Annotated in this window: 28 protein-coding genes and 1 pseudogene; 18 read left to right on the top strand and 11 right to left on the bottom strand. The window is 68.2% G+C overall.

Translation table 11 applies throughout. From position 1 onward, the window contains the following. Window positions 1-277: 277 nt before the first annotated feature. The 3 genes from ACL00U_RS16710 to ACL00U_RS16700 all read right to left on the bottom strand — a co-directional run bounded on the left by ACL00U_RS16710 (window position 278) and on the right by ACL00U_RS16700 (window position 6,333). Window positions 278-2,563, bottom strand: coding sequence for an AAA family ATPase (locus ACL00U_RS16710; protein WP_412873651.1), 2,286 nt, complete (start codon window positions 2,561-2,563; stop codon window positions 278-280). Window positions 2,564-3,019: 456 nt separating this feature from the next. Beyond that, window positions 3,020-5,068 (bottom strand): CHAT domain-containing protein, encoded by a 2,049-nt coding sequence (locus tag ACL00U_RS16705; protein WP_412873650.1) that lies wholly within the window; start codon window positions 5,066-5,068, stop codon window positions 3,020-3,022. Between the two features lie 779 nt (window positions 5,069-5,847). Next, window positions 5,848-6,333: a GNAT family N-acetyltransferase gene (locus ACL00U_RS16700; RefSeq protein ID WP_412873649.1), complete on the bottom strand. Its 486-nt coding sequence runs from the start codon at window positions 6,331-6,333 to the stop codon at window positions 5,848-5,850. Between the two features lie 68 nt (window positions 6,334-6,401). Here ACL00U_RS16700 and ACL00U_RS16695 point away from each other — a divergent pair, with 68 nt between their 5' ends. Further along, a complete protein-coding gene (locus ACL00U_RS16695) occupies window positions 6,402-6,971 on the top strand; it encodes a GNAT family N-acetyltransferase (protein WP_412873648.1) in 570 nt (189 codons plus the stop codon). A 134-nt stretch (window positions 6,972-7,105) separates the two neighbouring features. Next, window positions 7,106-7,480 (top strand): DUF3021 family protein, encoded by a 375-nt coding sequence (locus ACL00U_RS16690; RefSeq protein WP_017887839.1) that lies wholly within the window; start codon window positions 7,106-7,108, stop codon window positions 7,478-7,480. A gap of 69 nt (window positions 7,481-7,549) precedes the next feature. On the opposite strand, the gene ACL00U_RS16685 is transcribed toward ACL00U_RS16690, so the two are convergent. Beyond that, on the bottom strand, window positions 7,550-8,368 hold the full coding sequence (locus tag ACL00U_RS16685; protein WP_412873647.1) for a hypothetical protein: 819 nt from the start codon (window positions 8,366-8,368) through the stop codon (window positions 7,550-7,552). Between the two features lie 209 nt (window positions 8,369-8,577). Then, entirely contained in the window at window positions 8,578-9,045 is a 468-nt protein-coding gene (locus ACL00U_RS16680; RefSeq protein WP_017887842.1) for a tetratricopeptide repeat protein, read from the bottom strand. 282 nt (window positions 9,046-9,327) lie between these two features. On the opposite strand from ACL00U_RS16680, the gene ACL00U_RS16675 reads away from it, so the two are divergent. After that, window positions 9,328-9,825 carry a hypothetical protein gene (locus tag ACL00U_RS16675; RefSeq protein ID WP_412873646.1) on the top strand — a complete coding sequence of 166 codons (498 nt, stop codon included), beginning with the start codon at window positions 9,328-9,330 and terminating at the stop codon, window positions 9,823-9,825. Window positions 9,826-9,870: 45 nt separating this feature from the next. Here the strand turns inward: ACL00U_RS16675 and ACL00U_RS16670 are convergent, their stop codons facing one another. Next, entirely contained in the window at window positions 9,871-10,305 is a 435-nt protein-coding gene (locus tag ACL00U_RS16670) for a hypothetical protein (RefSeq protein ID WP_263136891.1), read from the bottom strand. Window positions 10,306-10,588: 283 nt separating this feature from the next. On the opposite strand from ACL00U_RS16670, the gene ACL00U_RS16665 reads away from it, so the two are divergent. Genes ACL00U_RS16665 through ACL00U_RS16650 form a run of 4 tightly spaced genes read left to right on the top strand, consistent with a single transcriptional unit; the run spans window position 10,589 to window position 13,104 of the window. Continuing rightward, window positions 10,589-11,053, top strand: a complete 465-nt coding sequence (locus tag ACL00U_RS16665; RefSeq protein WP_412873645.1) for a hypothetical protein — start codon at window positions 10,589-10,591, stop codon at window positions 11,051-11,053. 54 nt (window positions 11,054-11,107) lie between these two features. Beyond that, window positions 11,108-11,527 (top strand): DoxX family protein, encoded by a 420-nt coding sequence (locus tag ACL00U_RS16660; RefSeq protein WP_017887847.1) that lies wholly within the window; start codon window positions 11,108-11,110, stop codon window positions 11,525-11,527. Window positions 11,528-11,575: 48 nt separating this feature from the next. After that, on the top strand, window positions 11,576-12,136 hold the full coding sequence (locus tag ACL00U_RS16655) for an MOSC domain-containing protein (RefSeq protein WP_017887848.1): 561 nt from the start codon (window positions 11,576-11,578) through the stop codon (window positions 12,134-12,136). After that, entirely contained in the window at window positions 12,136-13,104 is a 969-nt protein-coding gene (locus tag ACL00U_RS16650; protein WP_412873644.1) for an NAD-dependent epimerase/dehydratase family protein, read from the top strand. Before ACL00U_RS16655 ends, ACL00U_RS16650 begins: the two co-directional genes overlap by 1 nt. A gap of 23 nt (window positions 13,105-13,127) precedes the next feature. Here ACL00U_RS16650 and ACL00U_RS16645 read toward each other — a convergent pair whose 3' ends face one another. Continuing rightward, entirely contained in the window at window positions 13,128-13,574 is a 447-nt protein-coding gene (locus tag ACL00U_RS16645) for a MarR family winged helix-turn-helix transcriptional regulator (RefSeq protein WP_139179589.1), read from the bottom strand. 174 nt (window positions 13,575-13,748) lie between these two features. Between ACL00U_RS16645 and ACL00U_RS16640 the strand changes: the two genes are divergently transcribed. The 4 genes from ACL00U_RS16640 (at window position 13,749) to ACL00U_RS16625 (ending at window position 17,045) form a co-directional block, all read left to right on the top strand. Beyond that, window positions 13,749-14,402 carry a hypothetical protein gene (locus ACL00U_RS16640; RefSeq protein WP_017887851.1) on the top strand — a complete coding sequence of 218 codons (654 nt, stop codon included), beginning with the start codon at window positions 13,749-13,751 and terminating at the stop codon, window positions 14,400-14,402. Window positions 14,403-14,506: 104 nt separating this feature from the next. Next, entirely contained in the window at window positions 14,507-15,391 is an 885-nt protein-coding gene (locus ACL00U_RS16635; protein WP_052481869.1) for a S26 family signal peptidase, read from the top strand. Further along, complete coding sequence (locus ACL00U_RS16630) at window positions 15,388-16,245, top strand: LamG domain-containing protein (protein ID WP_042539953.1); 858 nt, start codon at window positions 15,388-15,390, stop codon at window positions 16,243-16,245. Before ACL00U_RS16635 ends, ACL00U_RS16630 begins: the two co-directional genes overlap by 4 nt. Window positions 16,246-16,475: 230 nt before the next feature. Further along, window positions 16,476-17,045 carry a manganese efflux pump MntP family protein gene (locus tag ACL00U_RS16625; RefSeq protein ID WP_412873643.1) on the top strand — a complete coding sequence of 190 codons (570 nt, stop codon included), beginning with the start codon at window positions 16,476-16,478 and terminating at the stop codon, window positions 17,043-17,045. Between the two features lie 83 nt (window positions 17,046-17,128). On the opposite strand, the gene ACL00U_RS16620 is transcribed toward ACL00U_RS16625, so the two are convergent. Further along, the gene (locus ACL00U_RS16620; RefSeq protein WP_017887855.1) at window positions 17,129-17,464 is read right to left on the bottom strand and encodes a DUF4190 domain-containing protein; all 336 of its coding nucleotides are present in this window, start codon (window positions 17,462-17,464) and stop codon (window positions 17,129-17,131) included. 85 nt (window positions 17,465-17,549) lie between these two features. Here ACL00U_RS16620 and ACL00U_RS16615 point away from each other — a divergent pair, with 85 nt between their 5' ends. After that, entirely contained in the window at window positions 17,550-17,906 is a 357-nt protein-coding gene (locus ACL00U_RS16615; protein ID WP_412873642.1) for a hypothetical protein, read from the top strand. 29 nt (window positions 17,907-17,935) lie between these two features. On the opposite strand, the gene ACL00U_RS16610 is transcribed toward ACL00U_RS16615, so the two are convergent. Continuing rightward, the gene (locus ACL00U_RS16610) at window positions 17,936-19,324 is read right to left on the bottom strand and encodes a hypothetical protein (protein ID WP_412873641.1); all 1,389 of its coding nucleotides are present in this window, start codon (window positions 19,322-19,324) and stop codon (window positions 17,936-17,938) included. A gap of 138 nt (window positions 19,325-19,462) precedes the next feature. Here ACL00U_RS16610 and ACL00U_RS16605 point away from each other — a divergent pair, with 138 nt between their 5' ends. Together ACL00U_RS16605 and ACL00U_RS16600 are read left to right on the top strand one after the other, a co-directional pair. Beyond that, complete coding sequence (locus ACL00U_RS16605; RefSeq protein WP_412873640.1) at window positions 19,463-20,185, top strand: SDR family NAD(P)-dependent oxidoreductase; 723 nt, start codon at window positions 19,463-19,465, stop codon at window positions 20,183-20,185. A 67-nt stretch (window positions 20,186-20,252) separates the two neighbouring features. After that, window positions 20,253-20,723 (top strand): annotated as a pseudogene (locus ACL00U_RS16600) (DUF6766 family protein); the annotation flags it as partial. 206 nt (window positions 20,724-20,929) lie between these two features. Here ACL00U_RS16600 and ACL00U_RS16595 read toward each other — a convergent pair. Beyond that, window positions 20,930-21,325 (bottom strand): MerR family transcriptional regulator, encoded by a 396-nt coding sequence (locus ACL00U_RS16595; protein ID WP_017887859.1) that lies wholly within the window; start codon window positions 21,323-21,325, stop codon window positions 20,930-20,932. A 95-nt stretch (window positions 21,326-21,420) separates the two neighbouring features. On the opposite strand from ACL00U_RS16595, the gene ACL00U_RS16590 reads away from it, so the two are divergent. Both ACL00U_RS16590 and ACL00U_RS16585 read left to right on the top strand, forming a co-directional pair. After that, window positions 21,421-22,122: an SDR family oxidoreductase gene (locus tag ACL00U_RS16590; RefSeq protein WP_412873639.1), complete on the top strand. Its 702-nt coding sequence runs from the start codon at window positions 21,421-21,423 to the stop codon at window positions 22,120-22,122. A gap of 121 nt (window positions 22,123-22,243) precedes the next feature. Further along, complete coding sequence (locus ACL00U_RS16585; RefSeq protein ID WP_159556166.1) at window positions 22,244-23,227, top strand: matrixin family metalloprotease; 984 nt, start codon at window positions 22,244-22,246, stop codon at window positions 23,225-23,227. Between the two features lie 87 nt (window positions 23,228-23,314). Here ACL00U_RS16585 and ACL00U_RS16580 read toward each other — a convergent pair whose 3' ends face one another. Beyond that, entirely contained in the window at window positions 23,315-23,965 is a 651-nt protein-coding gene (locus ACL00U_RS16580; protein WP_412873638.1) for an NAD(P)H-binding protein, read from the bottom strand. A gap of 160 nt (window positions 23,966-24,125) precedes the next feature. Between ACL00U_RS16580 and ACL00U_RS16575 the strand changes: the two genes are divergently transcribed. Continuing rightward, window positions 24,126-24,611, top strand: coding sequence for a DUF4126 family protein (locus ACL00U_RS16575; RefSeq protein WP_017887863.1), 486 nt, complete (start codon window positions 24,126-24,128; stop codon window positions 24,609-24,611). A 467-nt stretch (window positions 24,612-25,078) separates the two neighbouring features. Next, window positions 25,079-26,050 (top strand): NAD-dependent epimerase/dehydratase family protein, encoded by a 972-nt coding sequence (locus ACL00U_RS16570; RefSeq protein WP_412873637.1) that lies wholly within the window; start codon window positions 25,079-25,081, stop codon window positions 26,048-26,050. Window positions 26,051-26,052 lie beyond the last annotated feature (2 nt).

Genomic DNA, 26,052 nt, shown 5'->3' with positions numbered 1-26,052 from the left:
CCCTTTGATGGGCCTCTCGCTTCGGATTCACCGGTCGGCGTCGATCCCGATTGCGTGGAGGCGCGACTCAGGGTCGCAGCGACCTGCCCTAGCGCCGGACCGGTGATCGACCTCACGAATGCGCTCCGATCGAGCCAGCGCCGCCGATTCCTGCCCTCCTCCTCGAGACCACAGATTGACATCTGGCGGACCTCGGCGCGGTCAGTGGCACGACCCTCGACCTAAATGTTTGGCGCGACCGGCCGATGACGGTTCACGCGGGAAACGCCTCAGGTGTCTACTCGGACGTGTCGTCGTCTGAGTCACTTGTCCCGCTGTCGGGTTCGTCTTCCAGAGGCAGGCCCATCATCATGCGGTAGTGACCGGTCTGGTTTTCGTGCTCGAAGATCCGTCGGAAGACGTCGAGGTTGGCGGTCAGCGACATCGTGGTCTGCGTGTAGTGGAGGTCGTCGAAGATCGTGTGCGAGCCGGCGTTCACCCACGAGAAGAGCGCTTCGCAGATCCATCGATCAGATCCGTTGAAGTGCGCGACGATCTCGTCGGTGTCGATGCTGCCGAGGACCTTGAAGTACGTCTCGACGATACGTCGTAGCACGTTTTGCAGACCCACGACGGGAGTGCGCTGGTCGGTCTCGGCACGCTTGACCTCGTCCCACAACGCCGCGTACGCGGTCTGGATCGGGCTCGTGTCGGTGAACTCGACGATGCTCGGGTTCGTGGGATGCTTCCGCACCACTCCGTAGATACGCCTGGCTCGGCCGCTCTTGGTCTTGTCAGCCTTCCGGGGTGGCTCGTAAATGACTTCTTTGTGGAAGTGCGCGTTGTGGGTCAGGACGATGAGCTGTCGGACGCGGCCCAGGCCGTCGGCAATTCTTCGGAGTATGTGCCGGACGATGGTCGAGACGGCGTAGAGCACGTCGCTGTCGAGGCTGGAAATGGGGTCGTCGATGACCGCGAGGAGATTGGATGATTCATTGTCGCCGCGGGTGCCCTCCAGTGATTGTGCGAAGTACAGGAATGAGATAAAGGTGCGCTCCCCCTCGCTCAGCGATTCCGACGCCACGTCTCCGTTGGCGCGACGAATCGTATAGCCGTCCCGAAGCGATTCTGAAGGTCCGAGGGTGAAGTTGTGGAAGCCGGCACCGAGCAAGAGCTTGTTAATGGTCTCGATGATCGGGCGGCTTGAGGTGGTCTCGCTGTGGAGCTGACTGAGCCGATCTTCGAATTCTTTGACCCGCGTGTCGGTCCGCGCGAGCGACTCGGCGATGCCCTGCTCCGTTTTTCGCAGAGTCGTCATTGCCGTGGAGTATTCCGCGACGGAAGCAGCGAGGTCGTCGGTGACGAACGCGGTCCAGCAGTCAACGATGAGTTGGCTGCGGAGCGTGCTGCGCGCGCGTATGCGAGCGTTGTGGGCCGAGATCTCGGTGTTCGCGGCGTCGACCAGTTCGAGCAGAGCGGCTGCGGCTGCCGTCGGCGACGGGAACTCGAGTGGGGTCGACGGGGCACCGATCTTCTTCTCGACCGCGTCGAGGGCATCGTCTATGACGTGCTCGAGACGCTGCACGGCCGCAGCCCACGCGTCCGGCTGGATGTGTGTCGATCGTGCTGGTGCCGCGGTGGTGTCAGCGACGTATTGACGCAAGCCTGTTGCCCAGGCCTGAACGTTGTCGCGGAGAGCACGCACCTGCGCCATCTGCGTGGCGTACGTTTCGTCGAAGTAGGCGGCGAGGAGGGCTTCTAGATCGGTGGGAGCCGGTTGCTGGCAGAACGGGCATACGCCATGTGATTCTTGGAGGAGATGGCGTCCGTGCTCGACCCAGTCGGCGTTGTGCAGGCGTTCGATCAACCCCGCGAGTCGGACGTCGGTGCGTCCGACGATGGCGACGGGCATCAGATCGGCGCCATCGAGTGCACTGACATCCGCGCTCGCGTACAGCGGCAGCGGGGTCTGTGAACTGACCGAGTCGTCGAAGACCGTTGCAGCGTCGGCGACAAGTTCGCTGAGCCGTTTGCCGGTGGCGGGTCGCATGTTGGCGATCCGAATGACCTCGCCTACCAGCTTGTCGCGGCTGCCGTTGTATCCGGCGAACATCGGCTCGAGCTCCGACGCGACGCTCGCCTTTGCTTCCCACGCTCGTTTTCGCAGCGTCTCTCGAGCCGCCTGCTGGTTGGTGACGTTCTCGTCCCGTTTGGTGAGCAGTCCTCTTCGGAGATTCTTGGTCTGCTCAATGGTGCCCGTAGGCCCTTCGAGGCTGGCGATTTCGGCCTGCGCTTCGGCGCTGGTTTCCCCGAGCAGGAAAACACCGGGAAGGTTGGCCGCTTGGTTGATGGTGCGCTCGACGTAGTCACGGTTGTAGACCTTGACGCTCAGGGGACCGGTCGTTGGGTCCCATTCCAGCCGGCTGCCCGGGTAACGCGAGGGATCGGTCAAGGCGCGGCTGAGGGTTGTCTTGCCGGATCCGTTCGCGCCGAAGAGGAACGTCACCGGGGCGAAGTCGCCGATGCGTTGTCCTGGGGCGGGACCGAATGCGGGGCTGCTGCTGAGATGGAGGGCGTCGAGCACGGCGGAGTCCTTGGCGGTTGCGAGGTCGGAGCGATCATGTGGCCGTAACAGCTTCCGAAAGATGCTCACGTCCAGTGCAATCCTAGGCGGGGGACGACGTCAGGGCCTCGACACGTCGGACTTCAGGGGTGCTTGTCCGTGGCCGGTCGGAGGGTGAACTTCGTTGCGGTCCGTTTAATGGGTTTGGTGTGGACGAAACGGCGCTTTCAGGCACGATGAATCGTGGCGATCTTTAGTGAGGGTGTTGAATTCGGTTGCAGCGAGCGTATTTCTCAGGGCAATCGCCCCTCGGCGCCTCTCTGGGTCTGCTTGCCGTGACGCGGGATCAGACCAGCAATAAAGAAGCAGTTCCGGCTTTCGTCGGAAACCTTGCCAGGAGTTGGGTCCTCATCATCGTCAATCTGGAGTCCGCGTCTTTGTCTATGCTTGCCGGGTAACCGGGAGAAGTGGACCGATTCACGTCCGTAAAAGTATCGACGCGGGGTGTCCGAGGAGCGTATACATCAGAGATTCCGGCAGGTAGCCGGGCACTCGCAACCAGTTCCGCACCCGTGCGTCATCGCCGGTGGCTTTGGCGATCTCGATCAGTCGCTGTTCGGCGTCCTCGTACAGATGCCCGACGCGGAGCGGAACGCCAAAATCACTGGTCATAAACTGTTTGATGGGACTGGGCTTGGTACCATCGCGTTGAAATGACCATTCGCGCAGTCGCTCGTTGCCGTACGTCAAGTCGATGACGACGTTGCTCGATTGAACGCGATGCCATACGTCGAGCACGCTCGTGGCAGGCTCAGGTGCTTCCTCGCCAATCGCCAGCGCGAGGTAGCGCAGGAATCGGGAAGTGAGAGCGGAGTTGTGCTGGACGAGAACGGGCACTAGGGCGGTGAGGACGGCGTCGGCTCCGGCTCGTATGAGAAGATCGCCGACGCTCACGACGCCTCCACCCCTCGGGGTCGTATGGCAGGCACTGAGGATGACCAATGGAGGCAGTTCCCCGAGGTCGTTGCCCATACTGGGTGTATCCCCGATAACAAGGCCGGCTACGTTCAGGGATGGGTCGTGGAACCCGTGGGCGCTGAGAACGAGGACGTCGGGATGGACCCGTTCGATCGCGTCCCGAACTGCCGCCGGGGTGAGCGTCTCCGCCATGGTCACGTGAACGTGACGCTGGGTGCTCATCTCTGCCTCGACGGCTGACCATCCCCTGCGGCTGACCTGGCCTACAGGGTCAGAGTCGGGAATGCACTCGGCGATCAGGATTCTCATGCCGGACGACAAGTCGGTTGGGTGCTGTGGTGACAGCTCGAACTGCAAAGCCCGCGTCAGGGGATTCAGAGGGCTGTAGCTGATGGGTAGCCGGCCGGCAAGGGGCTCCTGATCCCCTGGGAGGGTGAGCAGGCCGATCGGGAAGTTGCTGTATACCTCCAAGCGAGACGCGACTTTGATCAATTGGACAAGATCGTCCGTCCACAGAGATTCGGCGGATTCGCTCAGACGCTTCAGGAGCTTCCGGATACCAGCCGCCCTCGCGTTCTCCGCCCAGCCACGTTCCAAATCCGCCAGAGCGACAAACATTGCGGGCGTTAAGGCATCTTCCAGGACGACACCGGTGCTATCTTCGCGGACTGCCGCGTGACCGACGAGGGTCGTTCGGACGTCGGAATAGTCATCGCGGAAAGTACTCTGGGACACTCCGTCCACGCCGGAGGCGAACCGAATGTACCGGGGTGCCGTACCCGACACCCCGAGAATGAGAGGAGTCCTGGTCAAGGGAGCCTGCCGCCGCATTTCTCCTGGAAGGCGTTGGGCGGCCTCATCTAGGGAGACGCCATCGAGCTCCATCTGCACGAGTGCGTTGAGCCGCAGCCATGTGAGCCGCAGCTCGTGCGCCGAATCGAACGGGTTCTTTGGATGTGGAAGGACGCTGAGCGGCGATCCCATCAGCCGACGAAGGCGTTGCAACGGGAGCAGGGATCCGTCGCCATCGATCGGCCACGTCCACCGCAGCGGAGTTCGGTCCGGTGCTGGTGCGTCTGCCGGCCACTCTGCTGCCCAGCGGTCCGCGAGAGATCCCCAATGCTTATTAAGCAGGGCCTGATCGAGCTGGTCGACAGTCACTGGTGGCAGGGCGAAATCGAGTTCGGCGGCGGCGAGGGCGGCGTCGGCCATCGCCCGATCCGTGGCGATGATCAGCGCTGGCTCGTGGGGGCCAATCAAAAGCCGGAGGAGATCGAAGTCGCGAAGAAGTTTATCCGGCACTAGAGCGATGTTGTGCGATTTACTGTACCGGCTGTCTCCGGCCTGCACGCCACGCAATGGCAGGTCGAGCATCTCGAACCTGTTCTTCGGTAGGTGCATGGCGTACCAGATGCCAGGAAGCACCGAAAGGAGGTCCTCGTCGAACGTTCCTCCCGGGAGAGTATCGGTCAGCAAGGGTGGCTCAACGTCATCAAGGCCACCGCTCAGCGGGGCAGCGACAACATAAAGGATGGGCTGGAACGACACCTCGCCTGGGCGCGGTTCGTGGGGTAGCATTCGGTGCCTTCCTGTCGGTGAGCCTACGTCTGGCCAGAAGTCCAGACGTCTCCTGTCGAGCCTGCCTCAGAATGGGAGGGAAGACTACTGACCACTCGGAGTCTTGTTCGATTCGAAAGTCAGTGACCGCGGCTGGAGATGCTGTTTAGTGGCGGTCGGAGAACGAGTTGTCAGGGACCTCCCGTCCGATTGTCTCCGTAGCCAGCAGGTCGTCGACATTCGCGACACTCGAGCGGCTCGCGACTAAGGTTCCGGGGAGCAGACGAAGCGGACCGGCTGCGCGTTCACCCAATCGGGGCTCTAGCCGCGCAGCGGTGTGGGGTGGCTCGTGCAGACTCGCCGCGTCCCGGCCGACGTCTTGCTGCCCGGCGGGCTCATGAAGTCGGACGATTTAGTTGGCGGAACGCGCAGACGAGATCATGGCGGAGACCGAGATGCGTGCCCAATTCCGGACCATCTGCTGCTGTCGTCGACAGTCGTCGCGCACACAATTTGTCTCCTTCGCGCACAACTTGTCGCCGTTCAGCGCGGGCGGGGTCACCCTGGTCATCCGCGCGAGCCCTAGGCCTGTCAACTCGCGCGAAGCGTCCGTATGACGCACCTTCACTGCGAGGGACCGCGGACCACCTATGTGAGACGGAGTCTCGCGGCAGCCAGCGCGAGGATGGGGATCTCAGCGATGCAGCGACTTCGGTCGCGGGAACTGACTCCGCGTTCGGTGCGAGCAGCTGAGTCCGGCAGCCGATCGGCTATTGAGGCGCAAGGCTGCGCCTGTAGTAGACAAGCGACTCGTCACGGTCGATCTCAAGGAACCCGTTCTTGATTAGGACCCGTTGCGACTCGATGTTCTCGAGGTCGGTGTCGGCGACGGCGAAGCGAGCCCCCCACAACGACGCACTCTCGAGCGCCAACCGAACCGCTTCGGTTGCAAGACCTACCCCTCGCGCCGACGGGACGAGACCGTAACCGAACTCCACCTGGTCCGTCGTATCTGGCGGACCGAAGAAGCCGAAGCCTCCGACTGCTCTCCCATCCTCAGTTCGCCGGAGCAGGTACATCGTGAACGGTGTGTTCGTCGGTTCTGCAGCCGCGAGGGATTTCAGCGGGTTGAGCTCATCGTCCAAGGGATACTCACGGTGCCAGTCGTCCCCAGGCAGCTCCTCCCGCTCGATGATTCGCCGAGCGAGGTCGGGAGAGATCGGCTCCAGCGATAGACGAGCACTTCGAAGAATCATCTGCCGATCATCCCATCGCGTCCGTTTGGTGATCGGTCACCGAACCTGACTCTTGAGAGGATGACGGGGTGCGCACTTCTCCGTGGCCCGCTCAGAGCGGGGCTCTCCTCCTCCGCGATCCTCGGCCCGAGGATGCAGACCAGCTCGTCGCCCTGCGGAACAACCCGGTCGTCAACCGGTTCATGCTCCGCACTCATGTCAATCCGGACGCCTACGCCCAAGAGTGGGCCAGCATTCCCGACAGCGACACCGACTTCTCCTGCATCGCGGAGCTGGACGGCCAGCTCGCCGGGCTGGGCTTCCTCGACGTCGTAGACGGCCTGGGACAGCCGGGGATACCGCTGGCGACGCAAGGCGTCATCGGTTACATGCTGCAACCCGACCTCGCCGGACAGGGACTGGGAACAGACCTGGCACGCGGTCTCCTGACCGCGGCGTTCGACGTGCTCCGGCTCAGACGCGTCACCGCGAGCTGTAACGCTGACAACATAGCCTCCGCCCGCGTACTCGAGAAGAACGGCATGCGACGTGAGCAGCACGGCGTCGAGGACTCCTGGCACGCTGACTTGGGCTGGGTCGACGGCTACCAGCACGCCATGCTCGATCGCGAGTGGACCGCCGCTCGGACCGTCCGATAGCCGATCCGCTATCGGACACCAGTCGGCCGGTCGACAGGTCGTCCTTTGAATGGGCTGTACGAGCGGACTCTGATGTGTGGTCGACTGGGCGCAAACCAGGGGGCACCATGCAACAACCACGTAGGCGAATCGCTTTGCGCGCCGTCCTCCTGGCAGCGATCCCGCTGGTGCTCATGTCCGCGATCGGTGCTTTCCTCCTCCACGACGGACAGGCCGAGGACGGTCGCAGCACCTTCACGGTCGGCGTAATCATTGCAGCTGTGTCCGCGTCGTCCGTCATCTACCAGGTGGACCGTTGGTCCCTCATGCGGCAGTCGCTCACGCACCTCACCATGATGCTCGTCACCGTCCTCCCCGCGCTGCTGCTCAGCGGCTGGTTCCCGGTGGACACGGTCGGCGGCGTGCTCCTCGTCGTCGCGGTGTTCGCGCTCGTGGGCTTGGTCCTCTGGTCGTCGCTGTTCCTCATCATGCGCTTTGTCGAGCGCCGCCAGGCCGCGCGCGTGCAGTAGCCCTCTCTGACTGGCGGCTCGGCATACGTTCGACTCGTCATCGCGCGGCGTCGTCCGGACCGGGATCGGCTACCGGACGCAACACACCACGTGTGCGTGGGCGCTCGGGCCTGTCAGTCGTCGGGCCGATCGCTCGCTCGCCGCGCCAGAGAACTGAGCCTCACGGCAGCGAGGACCGGGCCGAGAAGCGCGATCGGAAGCGGCGTTGACAACGCGATCAGCGTGAGGGCCATGATGCTCGCGCCCACGACCAATGCCAGGATCGCGAAAGCTGGTTGTATGTACCGCTCCTTCGGTCGGATGAAGACGACGGCCGAGACGTTGCCGACTGCCCCGTTCTCGACAGCATGGTAGGAGGATGCCGCGCGCTTCGTTGTGGTTCTTCTTGCAACTGTCCGCGTTCAGCCACGCCAACGCCGCGCCGGAGTCGGCCTGGTTGCCGGAGCCCTTCTCCTTGTCCTCAACGTTCCAGATGGGCGCGTTCGCACCGAAATTGGCGTCGTGCAACGACCCGAGCTTGGTCGACTTGCCACTGGTGTCGTCCGTCGCCATGTCGAGGTGTTGCAGCTTCGCGCACTTGTTGATGTCGAACTCCAGGGTCGCGACGTCTCCCGGATCGGTCTGCCCAGCGAAGTAGTTCGCGAACTTCCAGTGGCCTCCGAACTCCCACCCGTCCAGAGTGTTGACCTTGACGACCCAGACCTTGAAGACGTCTGTCGGGAGCGAGGAGAGCGTCGTCGTCGCCTGTCCGCGATGAGCCGCAGCCGCGTCTGCAGCGTCCTTCTGACCCTGCGCTGTGGTGCCGTCGACGAGCTTCGGCTGGCCTTCGAACCGTACCTGGATGTGAGTGTCGAACAGGCGCAGCGCTTCGGCATCTTGGGCAGCCAAGCGGCAGGGGCCGGGGGCAAGAACCCTTGAAGCGCTCGAATCTCACGATCCGGTGACAGACCTGTCCGAGCGCCTCCCCGAAGGAGCGGCGACCGGAACCAGTCAGCCCGCGCTCGGGCTCGTCGATAGGGCGAACGCGAGTGCGGGTACCGCGCGGAGCGCTGACGGCGACGAGATCGGAGGTCTCACGACACCGGTTCGGCCGGCGATCATCCGATGTCCACGCGACTGCGTGCGACCGCCAAACCCTGCTCTGCTGAGGCGAGGAGCACCGGGTCTGCTGTTCGTCGGAGTTCGACGGCTTGCTGGAAGTCCTCGATCGCGCGTCTTATTTCGCCGTTCGCGAGGAGGGCTTTCCCCCGGTGTTGCCGCATCACGGCCTCGCGTGCCGTGCCCAAGCTCTCTGCGACAAGGACGTCATACTCCCCCACAGCAAGAGCGGTGTCCCCGAGATCGCGACGGCAATCGGCAGCAAGCGCCCGCACTCGGGGCGTCTGCTGGAGCGATTCGAGGCCGTGAAGAGCAGCGCGGGCGTTCCCGGTCCACAGCAGTTCGATCGTCTCGGCAAGTGGATCCCCAGCGAGGCCGGCTCGGAAGGCGTCCAGGTCGGTGACGGCGGGGCGGAGGTCGGCAGCTCTGATGATCCAACCGGGTCCACCGTCGACGTCGCTCACCATGCAACGAGGGTAGGTGCCTGTCGTGGCTGCCGGCCGGACTGTTCGCGACCGGACACATCGTGGTGATGCGCCGGGTGGCGGCGACCGGGACAGCTCCTTCGGTACGAAGACGGTCTTGGATGCGGCAGCAGACCGAGGAGAATTGGCTCATGTTCGACTGGCAGACGGGACCAACGGGTGATCCGACACCGTAGGCGCTTGACTCTGGTGGGTGTGTTGATCTCGTCCGCTGCGCTTCTGATGACTGCGTGCGCCGATCACGGTCCGCATACTCCGGCGAGCATGGACTCTTCGTTGACCCCAGAACAGTCACACGACAACGTCATAGACATCTTCCAGGCGGTGAAGTCCGTCGTGGGTGAGGGGGGCTGGGACGAGGGAACCGAGTTCGAGTGGAACGACTGTTCGTCCAATGGCGAAGACGGAGCGCAATTCACGCTCACAGCCATCCGCAAGCACCCGCTGCTTGCCACTCCAGCCGTCGTGACCGGGCGAGTTGCTGCAGCGTTGAAGACGTCGGTCGGGTTGGACGGTGCCCCTGTCGAGCACGATGACACGCTCAAGCCCGCACGAACCGTGATCGCCTACCCGAACGGTTACAACGGCGGCACTTCTGCCGATGGGTTCGGTGTCGAATTCCAGTCCGGCACGGACTTCGCCAGCCTTCTCGTCTACGGGCACTGCGTGCCAGGGAAGCCCCCGAAGTTGGGAACTCCGCTCAACCCGCGCCCTTCCGACGCTCCGAAGCCGCTGCGAGCCGGGCCGTCGCTCCGCTCCTGAGCCTGATCGCTCACAAGACGGGCAACTGGCTCGTCGCTCGCCGTGTCAGCGGCACGCCCAATCGGTCCCGAAGGCTTCGTGCACGCGCCGGAGTGCTTCGGGGTTGCCCCACTCGTCGATCTCCGAGCAGTCGGCGGAGGAGCGCGCTGCGACGAGACCCCAGTTGCCGACGCTCTGCCACGAGTACCGGGTGTCGGAACTCGAGCCCGAGGATGCGCCGCCGCCACCTTGCTGCTCCGGAAGCTGCAGCTGCTCACCGTCGGGGAAGACCAGCACCTGACCCAGCGGGTCACAAGTCGGCAGGCGCGTCGTGTCCAGCTGCTCGACCGAGACCATCGCTGCGGTGGTGCAGGGCGACAAGGTGGCTTCCCCCGCAGAGAGCGTCAGGAAGTCGTCGTCCCGATCGGGCTGGGCACAGCCGACGAGTGCGACTGCAGCCGCTGCGAGGATCGCGGGTGCGGTCAGGAACTGAGGGATCACCACCTCAGTCTTGTCCTCGCCCGGCTTCTCGGGTTCACTGCGCTCATGGGTCTCGTCGAAGCAACAGCGTCGTGTGTCGAGTCAGTTCCGGAATGCAACGACACGATGAGCGCATCCACCGACCTGCTGTCGGCGGCGTGGCTCGCATCGGCCGTGGTCGTCGCGGTGCTCGTGGTCTTCGTCGTGATCGTCCTGCGGCGTCGTCGCCGACGGTAGGGCTCTCGCCTCTGGCCCGCTGGACACCTCGACGTGTTAGGTTGTGCACAACCTAATGGAGCACATCGTGAAACTGACCAGCTCGCTCGATCTCGTCACCGGCGTCCTGCTCGCCGGGCACGGCATCGCCACGGTTCGCCGCACCTCGCTGCGCGCCCGAGCCCAGCAGATGCAGCGCCGGGGCTTCGAGCCGGGCGTCCCGCACGCACTCGGCATCCCGGCGCTGCAGGTCCTGTCCGGGCTCGGAGTCGCTGCCGCAGCGGTCCGCCGTGCGCCCGGGCGCGACCTGGTCGGCACCGGCTCCGCCATCGCGGCGACCGCCCTGGGCGGGACCCGGCTCGTGATCGACCTCGAGGACCAGTCGGTGACGACCACAACCGGTGCTGCCGGGGCACTCGCACTCGCCGGTTGGCTTCGACTCCTCACCTCGACCCGCGGCCGTCCGGTCGCCCGGATCCTCACGCTCGGTGCCGCCGCTGCCGCGATCACGTTCGAGGCCGCACGCCGACGCCGAGTCCTCAGCAGCCGCTGACCTCGGCTCCCCACTCCACCGAACCCCACCCCGATCGTGAAAGGCACCACTCCGATGGCAACCCGCACCCCCGCAGTCCGCTCAACGCTCCCCCGGACCATCGTCCGCATCCTGTTCGGCGCGATGCTCACATGGGCTGGCATCAGCCACCTGACCGTGGCGCGCGAGGAGTTCCAGGCGCAGGTGCCGAAGTTCGTGCCGCTGCCGACGGACGTCACGGTGATCGCGTCCGGCGTGGTGGAGATCTCGCTCGGCGCTGCGCTGATGCTCCTGGCGCGGCGACAGGTGACCGTGGGGTGGGTCGTCGCGGTGTTCTTCCTGGCGGTCTTCCCGGGCAACATCGCGCAGTGGATGCACCACCGCGACGGCTTCGGTCTGGACACCGACACCAAGCGCTTCGTCCGCCTGCTGTTCCAGCCCGTGCTCATCGCGATCTCGCTCTGGTCCACGAACGCCCTGCGCAAGCGCCGCTGAACAAGGCCGCACTCGCGCCGCGCGGACGATGGGTGCAGAATCGGCCCCATGAGCGGGGACGACGAGGACCAGCCGCGCGTGGTCGCGGTCAGCAAGGACGGCGAGCACCGGTTCAGCAAACCGTTGGTCGACGCGGTGACCCTGGTCGCCGGGTGGGGCATCGAGGGGGATGCTCACGCCGGCACGACCGTGCAGCACCGCTCCCGGGTCGCGCGTGACCCGTCGCAGCCGAACCTGCGACAGGTCCACCTGCTCCACGCCGAGCTGTTCGACGAGGTCGCCGAGGCCGGGTTCAGCGTCGAGCCGGGCCAGATGGGCGAGAACGTCACCACGAGCGGCATCGACCTGCTCGGGCTGCCGGAGGGCACGGTGCTGCACCTCGGCGGCGACGCCTCCGTCCGGGTCACCGGCCTGCGGAACCCCTGCCAGCAGATCAACGGCTTCGAACCGGGGCTGCTCCGCGCGGTGCTCGGACGAGCCGAGGACGGCACCGTCGAGCGCAAGGGTGGTGTGATGAGCGTCGTGCTCACCGGTGGCACGGTCCGACCGGGCGATCGCATCCGGGTGGAGCTGCCCACCGGCGAGCGACGAGCACTCGAGCCGGTCTGATGCCGCAGCCCACGCGACGCGTCCTGGTGCTCGGTGGAACCGGCTGGCTCGGACGGACGATCGTCGACGAGCTGTTGATCGAGGGTGCCGACGTCACGTGCCTCGCCCGGGGCACCACCGGCAGCATTCCCGAGGGTGCACGCTTCGTCCAGGCGGATCGGTCCCTGCCCGGCGCCTACGAACCGGCCACCGGCACCTGGGACGAGGTCATCGAACTCGCTCACGCCCCCGAGCTCGTCGCCCCGGCGCTCGACGCCCTCGCCGACCGGGCCGCCCACTGGACGCTGGTGTCCACGGTCTCCGTCTACGCGGAGAACGACGAACCGGGCGCCGATGAGTCCGCCCGGCTGGTGGAGCCGAAGGACCCGTCCGCCTACGCCGACGCGAAGGTCCTCGCCGAGCGCACCACGCGGCTCCGGCTCGGGTCGCGGCTGCTCATCGCACGCCCGGGGTTGATCGTCGGCCCGGGTGACCCCAGCGACCTGTTCGGCTACTGGCCGGCACGCCTCGATCGCGGCGGGCCCGTGCTGGTGCCGACGTCGGCGGAGCGCTTCGTGCAGGTGATCGACGTCGCGGACCTCGCCTCCTGGCTCGTCCGGGCGGGGCGCGACGGGTCCGTCGGCACGGTCAACGCTGTCGGGGCACCGGTGCCGCTGCACGACTTCCTGCGGTGCGTGGCGGAGGTCACCGGGTTCGACGACGAACTCGTCGCGGTCGACGACGACGTCCTGCTTGCACACGACGTGGCCTACTGGGCGGGCCCCCGATCACTCCCCCTGTGGATCCCGGTGTCGGACGCGGGGTTCGCGCAGCGCTCCGCAGTGGCGTTCACCGACGCCGGCGGGGTGACCAGACCCCTCCGGGACACCGTCGTGCGGGTGTTCGAGGACGAGCGTGCCCGCGGGACGGATCGGGAACGCCGTGCTGGCCTCACCTCGACCGAGGAACGGGCGGTCCTCGCCAGGTAGACCCTCGGTCCCCACCAGGAAGGTCAGGACGCAGCGGCAGCCTGCTCGTACAGACTCGTCGCCAGGTCGTTGAGCACCTCGTGCAGTTCACCCTTGTGCGCCCCGTCGACGGCCCGGAGCATCGCCGCGTACCGCTCCTGGTAGTCCGACACGACGACATGGCCCGGGGGCAGCAGCCGCAGCAGTGATCCTCGGCGATCGGCCGGGTTCGGTGCGCGCTCGAGGAGCCCGGCGGCGCTCATCCGGTCGATCATGTTCGTCACCGCACCGGAGGTCAGCCCCAGGTACCCGGCGACCTCGGTCGGCGTGGAGTACCCGGTGTCGCTGATGAGCACCATGGCCCGGAGCGCGTTCTCGTGCACGCCCGCGCGAGCGCTCAGCTGACTCACCAGGCTCGCGTTCGCGCGCACCACAGCGGTGAACGCGGTCATGAGCTCGGCTGCGCTGTCACCGCTTCGTGCTGCTGTCACGACGGTCTTCCTCCGGGTCGGGTGATGGGGGGACAAGGGCCGTCCCCCGCACTGGGGTAAGTATACGAGTCGCACACATGCTCAATCACTGACTATCTTAACCATTGAAGCAAAACAGCCCGAATGTCTTGCTCCCCCCCGACCACTGAGCATCACCGAACGAAGAGGTACCCCGTGTCCACCAAGCTCCGCACCTCCGCACTGAAGCGGATCCGCTTCGCCCCCGTGGCCCTCCTCGCAGGCATCTTCGCCGCCGTCCTGCTCTCCCTCTCGCTCACCGGCACCCTGTCAGGGTTCGCCGCGAGCATCACGAACAGCAGCAACACCGCCGCCAGCGGCACGCTGATCATGCAGGAGCAGAACGCCGGCGCGACCGTCACCTGCCTCAGCACCGACGGCGGCTCGGTCTCGACGAACTCGGCGACCTGCTCGACGATCAACAAGTTCGGCGGCAGCACGACGATGACCCCGGGCAACACGGTCAACACCGCGATCTCGATCAAGAACACCGGCACCGCGAACGCCAGCACCTTCACGCTGAACCCGGGCGCCACGTGCACCCAGTCGGCGAACGGTTCGGCCAACGGCACCGCGACCGACCTGTGCGCCAAGATGAACCTCGTCGTCACCTCTGGCTCGACCACCGTGTTCAGCGGCACCCTCGCCAGCTTCAAGGGTGCGGCCGCGTCGGCCATCACGATGCCGCAGGCCCCGGCCGCCGGTGCGAGTGTCCCGTTCAACTTCGCGGTGACCCTGGACTCCTCGGCCGGCAACACCTACCAGGGCCTCGCCGCCTCGGTCCCGATGACCTGGACGTTCACGGCCTGATCCGGCCCGATCCGGTCCCCATCACCACTCCCCAGACCGGCGACGCTCGGCCGACCCCCCTCCGGTCGAGCGTCGCCATTCCCTGAACCCTCGGAGCAGCACCCATGAGCCAGACCGCAGCGATGCCGCTCAGCGGCATGCTCGACCGCTCGGTCCTGCGCGGCCGTCCGGTCACCCGCTCCGAGACCGTCCTGGCGTGGTCGGTCGCCGCGATCGCTGCACTCCTGCTCACCGCCGCCGTCCTGTTCCTCTCCGCCGGCGGCCGCTGGTTCGTCGTCGAGACCCCCTCGATGGGCGAGGCCGCCCCGGTCGGCACCCTCGTGCTCGACCTGCCGGTGGACGCCTCCACCCTGCGGGTCGGCGAGATCGTCTCGTTCGAGACCTCCGCCAACCCGGACGTCGTCTACACGCACCGCATCGTGTCGATCGACGCGGACGGTGGGCTCCACACCCGCGGTGACGTCAACGGCGCGATCGACCCGTGGACGCTCACCCAGGCGGACGTCATCGGCACCCCGGCGCTCCTGGTCCCGCACCTCGGGTGGCTGTTCCGGGCCGCCTCGGTCCTGCTCATCGGCACGCTGATCATCCTGACCCTGACCAGCGCGTTCACCGACCGGGTGACCCGCACATGCCTGCGGATCACCGGTGGCGCCCTCACGGCCGCGTACGCGGCCTTCGTGTTCAAGCCGTTCGTCAACGTGACGACGATCACGAACACGTCGAGCCCGAACGGGGTCGAGGCGACCGTGGTCTCGTCCGGGATCTTCCCGGTCCGCATCGACGCCCACGGCGGCAACAGCGTCCACCTGGTCGACGGCGAGGTCGGGCGCGTCGTCATCCACGAGCTCACGGAGCACGGGAACTACCAGCTCATGTCGAACATCGACCTCGACCCCCTGGGTTGGGTCGCCCTGATCGCCGTGTGCCTGGTGCCGCTCGTGGCCTGCCTGGCGGTCGGCCGTGTCGAGGCGGTGCGTCCCTCGTGATCCTCGGTCGCCTGCGCGACGGCCGCGTCGTCGCCGTCCTGCTCGTGGTCGCCCTGGCCGTCGTCGTCCTGCTCAACCAGTTCGCGCCGACCCGCTCGGCCTTCAGCGCACGTGTGACGAACAGCACGAACACCGCGGCGACCGCGCCGTACTTCACGTGCACGGGTGCGGTCGGCGCCGACACCGCGAACGCGCTGTTCGCCTACCGCCTGACCGAGGCCTCGGGGTCGAAGACCGCGACCGACTGGTCGGGTCGCGGCTCCAACGGCACCTACCAGGGCACCATGACCGCGACCACGCCGAGTCCGAACGCCTGCCCACGTGACAGCGGTAGCGCCTACGCGCTGAACGGTTCCACGAGCTACGTCTCGACCCCCCGCTCGGTCGCGAACCCGACGACCTTCAGCGAGGAGGTCTGGTTCCGCACGACCGTCGCGGGCGGCATGCTCATCGGCTTCGGGAGCAGCCAGACCGGCGCGTCGAGCCAGCACGACCGGAAGCTCTACCTGACCACCACGGGGCAGCTCGCCTTCGGTACCTACACCGGCAGCGCCACGCAGGTGCTCACGTCGCCGAGGTCGTACACCGACGGCAGCTGGCACCACGTGGTGACGACGATGTCGCCCACCAACGGCATGCGCCTGTCCGTCGACGGCAAACTCGTCGCGTCGAACGCGGCCTTCACGACCGCCGAGAACTTCACCGGGTACTTCCGCATCGGCTACGACGTCGTCAGCGGCTGGCCGGGTGCTTCCAGCAACCCGTACTTCACCGGGTCCATGCGGTACGCCGCCGTCTACAGCACCGAACTGACGGCCAGCCAGATCGCCGCGCACGCGGCCGCAGGTTCCTGACGCACTGACTGCCGGCCTGGAGGCGCATCGCGGCGCCGCCACGGGCCTCCAGTCCGTCCCCTGGGCACGTCGACGACGTGGGCCGGGTTGGCGGACCGGGCCCACCAACCCCCAGATTCGGCGCGACGAATCCCGCTGATCAGGCCTTTTCGTGCCCCGGACCGTGCCAGGATCGTCAGGTCCTGAGACGTCGGCGTCTCCGCCCGACCCTCTCGAAAGGCGCCGTTCCCATGTCGTTCTGGGCCCTCTTCCTCATCGCGCTCGGCGTCTCCGCAGACGCCTTCGCCGTCGCCCTCGGCAGGGGCCTGCACATGAAGCGCTTCGACGTGCGGCACGCGATCGTGATCGCGCTGACGTTCGGGGTGTTCCAGGCGGTGATGCCCCTGATCGGCTGGCTGCTCGGGTCCGCGTTCGCGCAGTACATCGCGGCCTTCGACCACTGGGTCGCGTTCGGGCTGCTCGCGCTGATCGGCGGGAAGATGCTGTGGGAGGCGTTCTCGAAGCACGAGGACACCGAGCAGGACACCGATTGGCTGCCGGTCCGGGAGCTCCTCGTGCTCGCGGTCGCGACCAGCATCGACGCCCTGGCGGTCGGGGTCACCCTGGCGTTCCTGCCCGTCTCGATCGGCGGCGCGGTGCTGCTCATCGGGATCACCACCGCGGTGCTGTCGTTCGTCGGGGTCCTGGTCGGTCGCCGTGTCGGAGCCCGCTTCGGCAAGCCTGCGGAGATCGCGGGTGGTGTCGTGCTGATCCTGATCGGCCTGAACATCGTGCTGGAGCACACCGGCGTCATCGGCTGAGGCCGCGTCTCCGGAACCGACCCCGGACACACCGGAGGCCCGTGGCGAGCTGCCACGGGCCTCCGGTCTGGTGCTGGTGCGCGTCAGTAGCCGGTGGTGCTGCCCGCCGGGGCGTTCGCGACGGCTGTGATCACGAGGATGATCCACAGGATGCCGAACACGACCGACAGGGCGCTGATGATGACGCCAGCGAGGGCCAGGCCGCGGCCGCGCTCCCCGGTCTTCTTGATCTGCGAGAGGGCGATGATCGACACGACCAGGCCGGCGATGTTCACCACGAAGGCCAGGACGAACCCGACGATCGCCATGACGTTGAAGCGGTCGGACGACGGCTGCATGGGCGCACCGTACGGCTGTGGTCCGCCGCCGGCGTAGGGGTTCGGGTTCTGCTGGTTGAACTGGGGCGTGCCGTCACTCATGGCGCCGCGTCCTCTCTGGTCAGGGATTGTCGACACAGGAAACGTACAGGACGAGCGGGCTGAACGGGGGTGGGATCATCGGAACATGGGATGGCTCCGCCGACACGTGCTGCACGGCGGCCGGTACGACGAGCGTGATCGACGTGACCAGCTCCGGCGGTACGTCGTCCGGGGCGACCGCCTCGTCGCGTTCCTCACCGGGCACGGCGATCCGTCCGCCGCGCGGGTACGGACACGCGTGGACCATGCGCGGGAGCTGCTCGAGCACGGATGGTCCCGTGACGACCTGCTGACGGTCGCCGCCCCGGTGTGGGCACCGTGGCCGAGCAGCAAGGGGCGTGATGCGGGGGCGCCTGCTCCGGAGGACGCCGACCGGGCGGACGGGTTGATCGCGGACCTGAACGCCGTGGCACTCGAGCTGCGGGCCGTCGCCGAGGTCTGACGGTGCACTGACCGGCAGCACGACACCCGTCAGATGTCGAGCACCCCGTCCACCGCGTCCGACCGGTCGGCGATGTGCCCGGTGGCGATCTCCTCCTCCAGGTGCACCGTGACGTACGTCCAGTCCTCCACGTGCCCGGCGTCGTCGAACACCCGGTAGCGCCGGCGGAGCCGCAGGTACGGCACGGCGCGGTGCTCCAACGACACCACGAGCTCGGTCGCCGGCCACTCCCCCTCGACGGTGACCTCGACCGCCCGGTAGTCGCTCGCCGACCGCCGGGGTTCGGGGTGGTCGCGGGTCCACAGGATGCCGGGCTGGTCGAGGGCTTCGAACACGTCCACGAGGTCCGCGACCGCGCGCTCCCGTGCGGCAGCGTCCAGGTCGTGCAGCGGCCAGTGTGCGCCCTCGACGTCGGTCAGGTCGAACCGCTCCGTCCACGGAGCGAGGGCTGCTTCCAGACGCTCCTGTTCGTCCTCCCACGACGTCTCGTCCTCGTCGCTCGCGGGGCGGGACGGCAGGTCATCGGTGGTGATGACGCTGGGCAGTCCGGCAGCGACGTCGAGGTCGACCTCCCGAGCGTCGTAGTGGTAGGTCAACCCGCTCGTCCGATCGGGCGTGCGCCGGGGTCCGGTGGGCATGTACCGGACGGTGAGCACCGTGCCGTCGCGACGTACCTCCTCAGCCAGGTGGTCGACGAAGATTGCCGTCCGGCTGCCGTCGGTCCGGACGAGCACGAGCTCGGTCGGCGGGGTCGGCAGGGGTGGACCCGGTTCGGCCTGTGGTTCCGGTGTCGGGACGAAGCCGCCGACGCTGACACTCCAGGAACGGGGGCCGTCGTCGTCCTCGTCGTCGTCTAGCAGCTCGGGGTCGTCGTCCTCCTGCTCCTCGCCGGCAGCGAGCGTCGCTGCCCACTCTTCCGGTGACGGCCAGAACGGCTCCGACGGCGCCCACGGCAGGGTCTCCGGGTCGACGCCGTCGAACGGGTCGGCCGAGTCCTCGTCGAGGTCATCCGCGGACGCGTCGTCCTCGGGATCCTCGTCCTCGTCCTCGCCTGCCCACATCGACGCGTCACGCGGGTCGCCGATCCACAGCCCCTCGACGTCCGCCCCGAGCACGCGTCGATCCCCGAGGTCGACCGCGCACGTCACCCCGGCCGGCGTGACGTGCACGGCCGTCCGCGACTCTGTGTCGAGGTCGCCTTCAGCGTCCTCGCGCGACAGGTAGACCACCCAGGCGCCCCCGTCGGTCGCGAGGACCCCGACCTCGTCGACCGCACCGTCCGGCAACCGCGCGTCCGGCCACGTCACCCACCGCACGTCGTCGCCCGTGACGACCGCCGCGACCGGTCGCGTGGCGTCCGGCACGATCGTCGCGTCACCGACGCCGACGGCGTCGATCGGCTCGAGGAAGCTGCTCATGCAGCGACCGTACCGCGGCCCTGTGGCCGGCCCGTGAACAGCCGGGAGGCCCGTGGCGGGCCCGCACCGTGCCTCCCGTCCGACCGTTGCCGGTCCACCTGCCGGACCCGCCGCAGCGGCCGGGCGCATGATGGGCGGATGGCACGCATCCTCGTCACCGGATCCACCGACGGCCTCGGGCGGGGGACCGCCGACGCGCTGCTCCGCAGCGGACACGACGTCGTCCTCCACGCGCGCAACACGGCGCGCGCCGAGGCGGTCGCCGACCTGGTGGAGCGCGGCGCCGAACTCGTCGTCGCCGACCTGGCGGACCGCGACGCCGTGATCGCCACCGCCCGGGAACTCGACGCCGGCACCGCGCTCGACGCCGTCGTGCACAACGCCGGGGTGATCTCCGGCCGTTCCCTGGTGCCCGTCAACGTCGTGGCGCCCTACCTGTTCACCGCGTTGCTGCGCTCGCCGGAGCGGCACGTGTACCTGAGCAGCGGGATGCACCGGGGCGGTCGTCCGCGCCTGGACACCGTCGACTGGACCGGGGCCTCGGAGACGAACTCGTACTCCGACACGAAGCTGTTCGTGACGGCGCTCGCCGCCGAGGTGCCGCTCCGACGCCCGGGCGTGCTGAGCAACGCCGTCGACCCGGGCTGGGTGGCGACCAAGATGGGCGGGGCCGGCGCTCCCGACGACTTCGAGCTGGGACACCGCACGCAGGAGACGCTCGCGACCGACCCGGACCAAACCGTGACAGGTGGTTACTGGTTCCACGGAGAGCGGCAGGAACCGCACCCGGCGGTCGCCGACCAGCGGTTCCGCACCGAATTGCTCGACGCGCTCGCCGAGGCCACCGGCATCACGCTCTGAGTCGCTGACGGAACCGCCGCGACCGGTCGGGTGCTCCTGCGAAGGCGTTCGTCGCGCCCGGACGAGGATGGCGTCGACACGACGAACGGAGGACCCGGTGACCCTCGGCCTGCACAACGGATCGAGCGGGTGGCAGCGCGTGCGACGGCACGGCCTGCTCCTCGCGAACGTCGCCGTCTTCGTCGTGTGCTTCGTCGGCATGGTGTTCGCCGGGTGGCGGGTGTCCGCGGCGGACGCGATGCAGCACGGCGAGGCGGCCGTGTCGCTCTGGGGCTTCCTGACGAGCGGCGACTTCGCCGAGGCCACCTTCGAGAACTGGGAGAGCGAGTTCCTGCAGATCGGCGCGTACATCGTGTTCACGGTGTTCCTGTTCCAGAAGGGGTCGAGCGAGTCCGAGCCCCTGGACGAACAGGGCCCGCAGGACGAGGACCCCCGGGAGCACGCCGACGACCCGAAGGCGCCGTGGCCGGTGCGCCGGGGCGGGATCGTGCTCGTGCTGTACGAGAACTCCCTGCTGATCCTGTTCGCGGTGCTGTTCCTCGGCAGTGTCGGCCGACTTCGACCGCACGGCTGCGACGGCCGTCGGGGTGCTCGTCGCCCAGCTCGAGGAGGGTGCCCCGGCGACACCCGGGGTGCTGCGCTCGCGCCACGCGCTGGTGGTGCGGGCGTCGTCAGCGACCCGCTCGGGACGGGAGGCCCGTGGCGGACCCGCCACGGTCCTCCCGTCCGTCCTGGGGTGGTGTCTCAGGCCGCGACCGGCTCCGCAGGTCGGTCACGCAGTGCCGGGCAGTGCTCGGCGGTGGGGTGCTCGGTGATCGCGATGACCTGCTCGAGGCGCCCGCGGACCGCCTCGAGCTCCGCCAGCTGCGCGGTGATCCGGTCCCGCTCCGCGAGGAGGAGCGCGAACGACTCTGGCGTCGACTCCCCGCGGTCGACGCACGGCAAGAGCTGCACGATCGTGCGGCTCGCGAGCCCGGCGGCGAACAGCTGCTGCACGAGCTGGACCCGCTCCACGGCTGCGTCCGTGTAGATCCGCTGCCCGCTCGCGGTGCGCGACGCGGTGAGCAGTCCCTGCTCCTCGTAGTACCGCAGCGAGCGGACGCTGACGCCGGTCGCGGCTGCGAGGTCGCCGATGCGCATGTGGACTCCGATCCGGGCTTGCCCCTGACATGGATGTGAGGTCTTAGCGTAGCCGAGCCGCTGCGGGAGACACCCGAGCGGCAGGAGGAGACACCATGGAGATCGCTGGATCGGTCGCACTCGTCACCGGCTCGAACCGGGGCATCGGACGCCGCTTCGCCCTGGAGCTGCTGGAGCGCGGCGCCACCAAGGTCTACGCGACCGCACGTCGACCCGAGCTCGTGGAAATCGAGGGCGTCGTGGCGCTGCCGCTCGACATCACCGACCAGGCATCGGTCGAGGCGGCGGCCGCCGCCGCGGGCGACGTCACCCTGCTCGTGAACAACGCCGGCATCTCGACGACGGGCTCGTTGCTCACCGACGACCTCACCGATGCGCGCCGCGAGATGGACACGCACTACTGGGGGAACCTCGCGATGATCCGGGCGTTCGCGCCGGTGATCGAGCGGAACGGTGGCGGCGGCATCGTGAACGTCCTGTCCGCACTGTCCTGGTTCGTCTACCCGGGATCCGGCGCGTACGCGGCGGCGAAGGCCGCCGAGTGGAACCTGACGAACGCCGTCCGGCTCGAGCTCGCAGGCAAGGGGATCAGCGTGCAGGGGCTGCACCTCGGGGCGGCGGACACCGACATGATGGACGGCTACGAGGGGCCGAAGGTCGACCCGGCCGACGTGGCGCGGGCCGCGCTGGACGGCGTCGAGCGCGGTGCGGCCGAGGTCGTCGTCGACGACTGGAGCCGGATGGTGAAGGCATCGCTCGCCGATGCACCGGAGCGCTTCTACGCGCAGTTCGCCTGAGCGTCGCCCCTGACTGGGGGCATGTCCCCGCAGCGCAGTCCTGGACCCGGCGCTGGGTCATCAGCGACCATGGACCCGGATCAGGAACGGGGGGCACGTCGCCCGCCGCTGGAAGGGAACCATGCGTCCTGTCAGGAACGCACTCAGCACCGGGGCGATCGTCGCGATCCTCGCCGGGCTCACCATCACCGCAGCACCCGCCCAGGCGGCGACCCCGGGGACCGGCGCGAGCTGCGCCCCGGGGACCCTGTCGGTGCAGACCCTCGAGAGCGGCTGCACCGCGACGTCCGGCACGGTCGTCACGCCCGACGGCCGCACCTTCGCGCTCCCCGCACCGGGTGAGAGCGTGATGGCGAGCAGCACCTCGGCGCCGGGCGCGCCCGAGCTCGCCGACGTCCTCATCGCGAACAACGGCTCCGCCGGCGTCGCCGTCCGCGTGGACGAGGCATGGCGCGGGTCCGCTCCCGCCGTCCAGCAGGAACGTGCGCAGAGCCAGGCCGCGACCGCGCAGGAGCCCGCCGCGACGACCGCTGCGACCACGAAGTGCACGAGCACGGCGTGGAAGGCGTCCGGCTACAGCTGGGCGAGCACGGTCAAGTGGTACTACAACCAGACCGGCCAGAAGTCGACCTACGCCAAGGACGCCCTGCGCAAGGGCGCGAACGCGTGGAACGGCACCATCTCGGCCTGCGACCGCACGGTGACGTCGACGGCGAAGAACGACTACCTGCGCCTCGCGACCCAGAAGCCGAACCTCACCGACCAGGGCGGCTGCTCGCGCAACAACGGGTACAACGTGATGGGCTGGGGCAAGCTCCCCACCGGCACCCTCGGGGTCACGTGCGTCTGGTTCGACGGCAACGGCAACGCCCGTGAGGCCGACCAGCGCTACGCCACCGGCTTCAAGTGGAGCTCGACGGCCACCTGCTCGGGCGCCCGCTTCGACACCCAGGTCGTCGCGACGCACGAGTGGGGCCACCTGTACGGGCTCGACCACGTCGCCACCGGTACCGGTCAGGTCATGGAGCCGTCCGGCGGCTACTGCGAGCTCGGCGGCCGCACGCTCGGCCGCGGCGACATGACGGGCATCTCGACGCTCTACTGAGCTCGATGCGCTCCTGGGACAGGGACGGGGTCGCGACGGAGAACCGCCGCGACCCCGTTCGTCTGTCTGTGGGGCTGGAGGTCTTGCTCAGACCGCGTCGGCGCGCAGGAACTCCGCCACCGGGGTCGACCCCTCGTTGAACCGGAAGGTGTTGCCGGCCGTGCCCGGGTTCTCGACCACGTCCGCGACCACGTGGGCCACGTCACCGCGCGGCACCTGGCTCGACGTGCCGTCCCAGTCGACGGACCCGGTCGGCTCGTCATCGGTCAGGGTGCTCGGGGCGACGATCGTCCAGTGCAACCCGGAGTCGCGGAGCACGGCGTCGGCGATCATCTTGGACTGCGCGTAGGCGAAGAAGTCCTGGTCCTGCGGGACCCCGTGGTCGAGCTGCGAGCCGGAGAACGACACCATCACGTAGCGGTCGACCCCGGCCTGCTTCGCCCCCTGGATCGAGAGCACCGCGGCGTCGCGGTCGATGGCCCAGGTGCGGTCGACGGAACCGCCACCGGCACCGGCCGACCACACCACCGCGTCGTGCCCGCGCACGAGCTCGGCGAAGTCGTTCAGGGACTGCTGCTGGATGTCCGCGACGTGCGGTTCGCCGCCGTGCGCCCGGATCTCGTCGGACTGGTCGGCGTTCCGGATGACGGAGGTGACGGTGTGCCCGCGCTCGGACAGGATGCGGGTGGCGAGGAGTGCGACCTTGCCGTGGCCGCCGAAGACGATGACGTTGCTCATGGTCCGGACGCTACTCGGGGCGGCTCCGTGCCCGGGGAACGCGGGACGTCCGCTCGTCGCTCGTCGCTCGTCGCTCGTCGCTCGTCGCCCGTCGCCTGCGATGCTCGGAACACCCGGGGGCACCGTGCGTACCGTCGGGGGCAACACGACAGGAGTCACGATGAGCAAGCAGCACGAGCAGCACACCCTGGTCCGCACCCTGGTCCTCGGCATCATGAGCGGCGGCCGGAGCGCCACCCCGCTCGCCGTCCTCGCACTGAACCACGACCGGTCATCGCTGAAGGGGTCGTGGCAGCAGTGGAAGGTCTTCAGCACCCCGCTCGGCCGTGGGCTGCTCGTGGCGTCCGCGGTCGGTGAGCTCATCGGCGACAAGCTGCCGAAGACCCCGAACCGCATCGCTCCCTCTGCGCTGCTCGGTCGCGTCGCGTCCGGTGCCCTCGCCGGTGCGGCCCTCGGCACCACCGGCAAGCGCGACCTGCGCATCGAGGGCGCGATCCTCGGTGGCGTCGGCGCCCTCGTCGGCAGCTTCGTTGGCTGGGGCGTGCGCAAGCTCGTCGGGAGCACGGGACTTCCCGACCCGGTCGTCGCGCTCGCCGAGGACGCCGCGGTCGTCGCGGGCTCGGTGAAGGTCATCACCGCCGACTGAGGGGCGGGAGCGGCGGTCACGACGTGCCGCTCAGGTCCGTGGGGTGGTCGCGATCTGTCGGTCGCCGGGTCGGTGGCCGACAGTTCGTGACCGGTCGGCATTCGCCTCGCGACGTGTCGTGACCGGCCGACGGATCGGCGGACGGACGGACGGACGGGCGGAAGGACGGACGGACGGACGGGAGGCGCGGTGCCAGGCCGCCACGGGCCTCCCGGCGGGCAGGTGCGAGCGGTCAGGACGTGCCGCTCAGGTCCCTGGGGTGGTCGCGAAGTGTCGGTCGGCGGGTCGGCAGTCGACAGTTCGTGACCGGTCGGCGTTCGCCTGGCGACGTGTCGTGACCGGCCGACCGACGGCCGACCGTCCGCCCGACAGCGGTAGGCACGGTGCCCGACCGCCACGGGCCTTCCCGGCCGCCACACCCGCCCGTTCCTGCTCACGATCCACAGGCCGCGGCCTACGGTGGCCCCATGCACATCGTCGTCATCGGAGCCACCGGCCACATCGGCTCGTTCCTCGTCCCCCGTCTCGTCCGCTCGGGTCACCGGGTCGTCGCCGTCACCCGCGGCACGAGCACCCCGTACGCCGACGCCCCGGAGTGGCAGCAGGTCGAGCGGATCACCGCCGACCGCGAGCAGGAGGACCGCGACGGCACCTTCGGCAGCCGCATCGCCGCACTCGGTGCCGACGCCGTCGTCGACCTCGTCTGCTTCACCGAGTCCTCGGCCGCAGCGATGGTCGACGCGCTCCGTGGCACCGGCACGCACCTGGTGCACTGCGGCTCGATCTGGCGCGCGGGTGTCTCGCACGTGCTGCCGATCACCGAGCGGAACGCGACCCAGCCGTTCGGCGACTACGGCGTCCAGAAGGACGCCATCGCCCGGATGCTCAAGGAAGAAACTGCATCAGGCGGTTTGGTCACGACGTCGCTGCACCCCGGGCACATCAGCGGGCCGGGCTGGACGCCGATCGGTCCGCTCGGCAACCTCGACACGTCGGTGCTGACGAAGCTGTCCGCCGGCGAACCACTCGAGGTCCCCGGGCTCGGTGCCGAGACGATGGCACACGTGCACGCCGACGACGTCGCGCAGGCGTTCCAGCTGGCGGTCGAACACCGCGACGCTGCGGCCGGCGAGGACTTCTTCATCACGGCCCCGACGGCGCTCACCGCGCGCGGGTACGCCCACCTGGCAGCGTCCTGGTTCGGCCAGGAGGCCCGGCTCGACTCCGTCACGTGGGACCGGTTCCGCGAGACCACGGCTCCGGAGTACGCTGACGCCAGCTGGGAGCACCTGTCCCGCAGCCAGGTCTTCAGCACCGAGAAGGCGAACCGGCTGCTCGGCTACGGCCCGGCGTTCACCGCCGAGGAGACCGTGCTCGACGCCGTGCGCTGGCTCGTCGACCACGGGGAGCTCGAGGTCGCGAACCCCCTGGTCCGCTGAGC

This window comes from Curtobacterium poinsettiae (assembly GCF_047226435.1).
GTDB lineage: Bacteria > Actinomycetota > Actinomycetes > Actinomycetales > Microbacteriaceae > Curtobacterium > Curtobacterium poinsettiae.
Note: the sequence above shows the minus strand (reverse complement) of the source record. Positions and strands in the feature narration are given on the sequence as shown.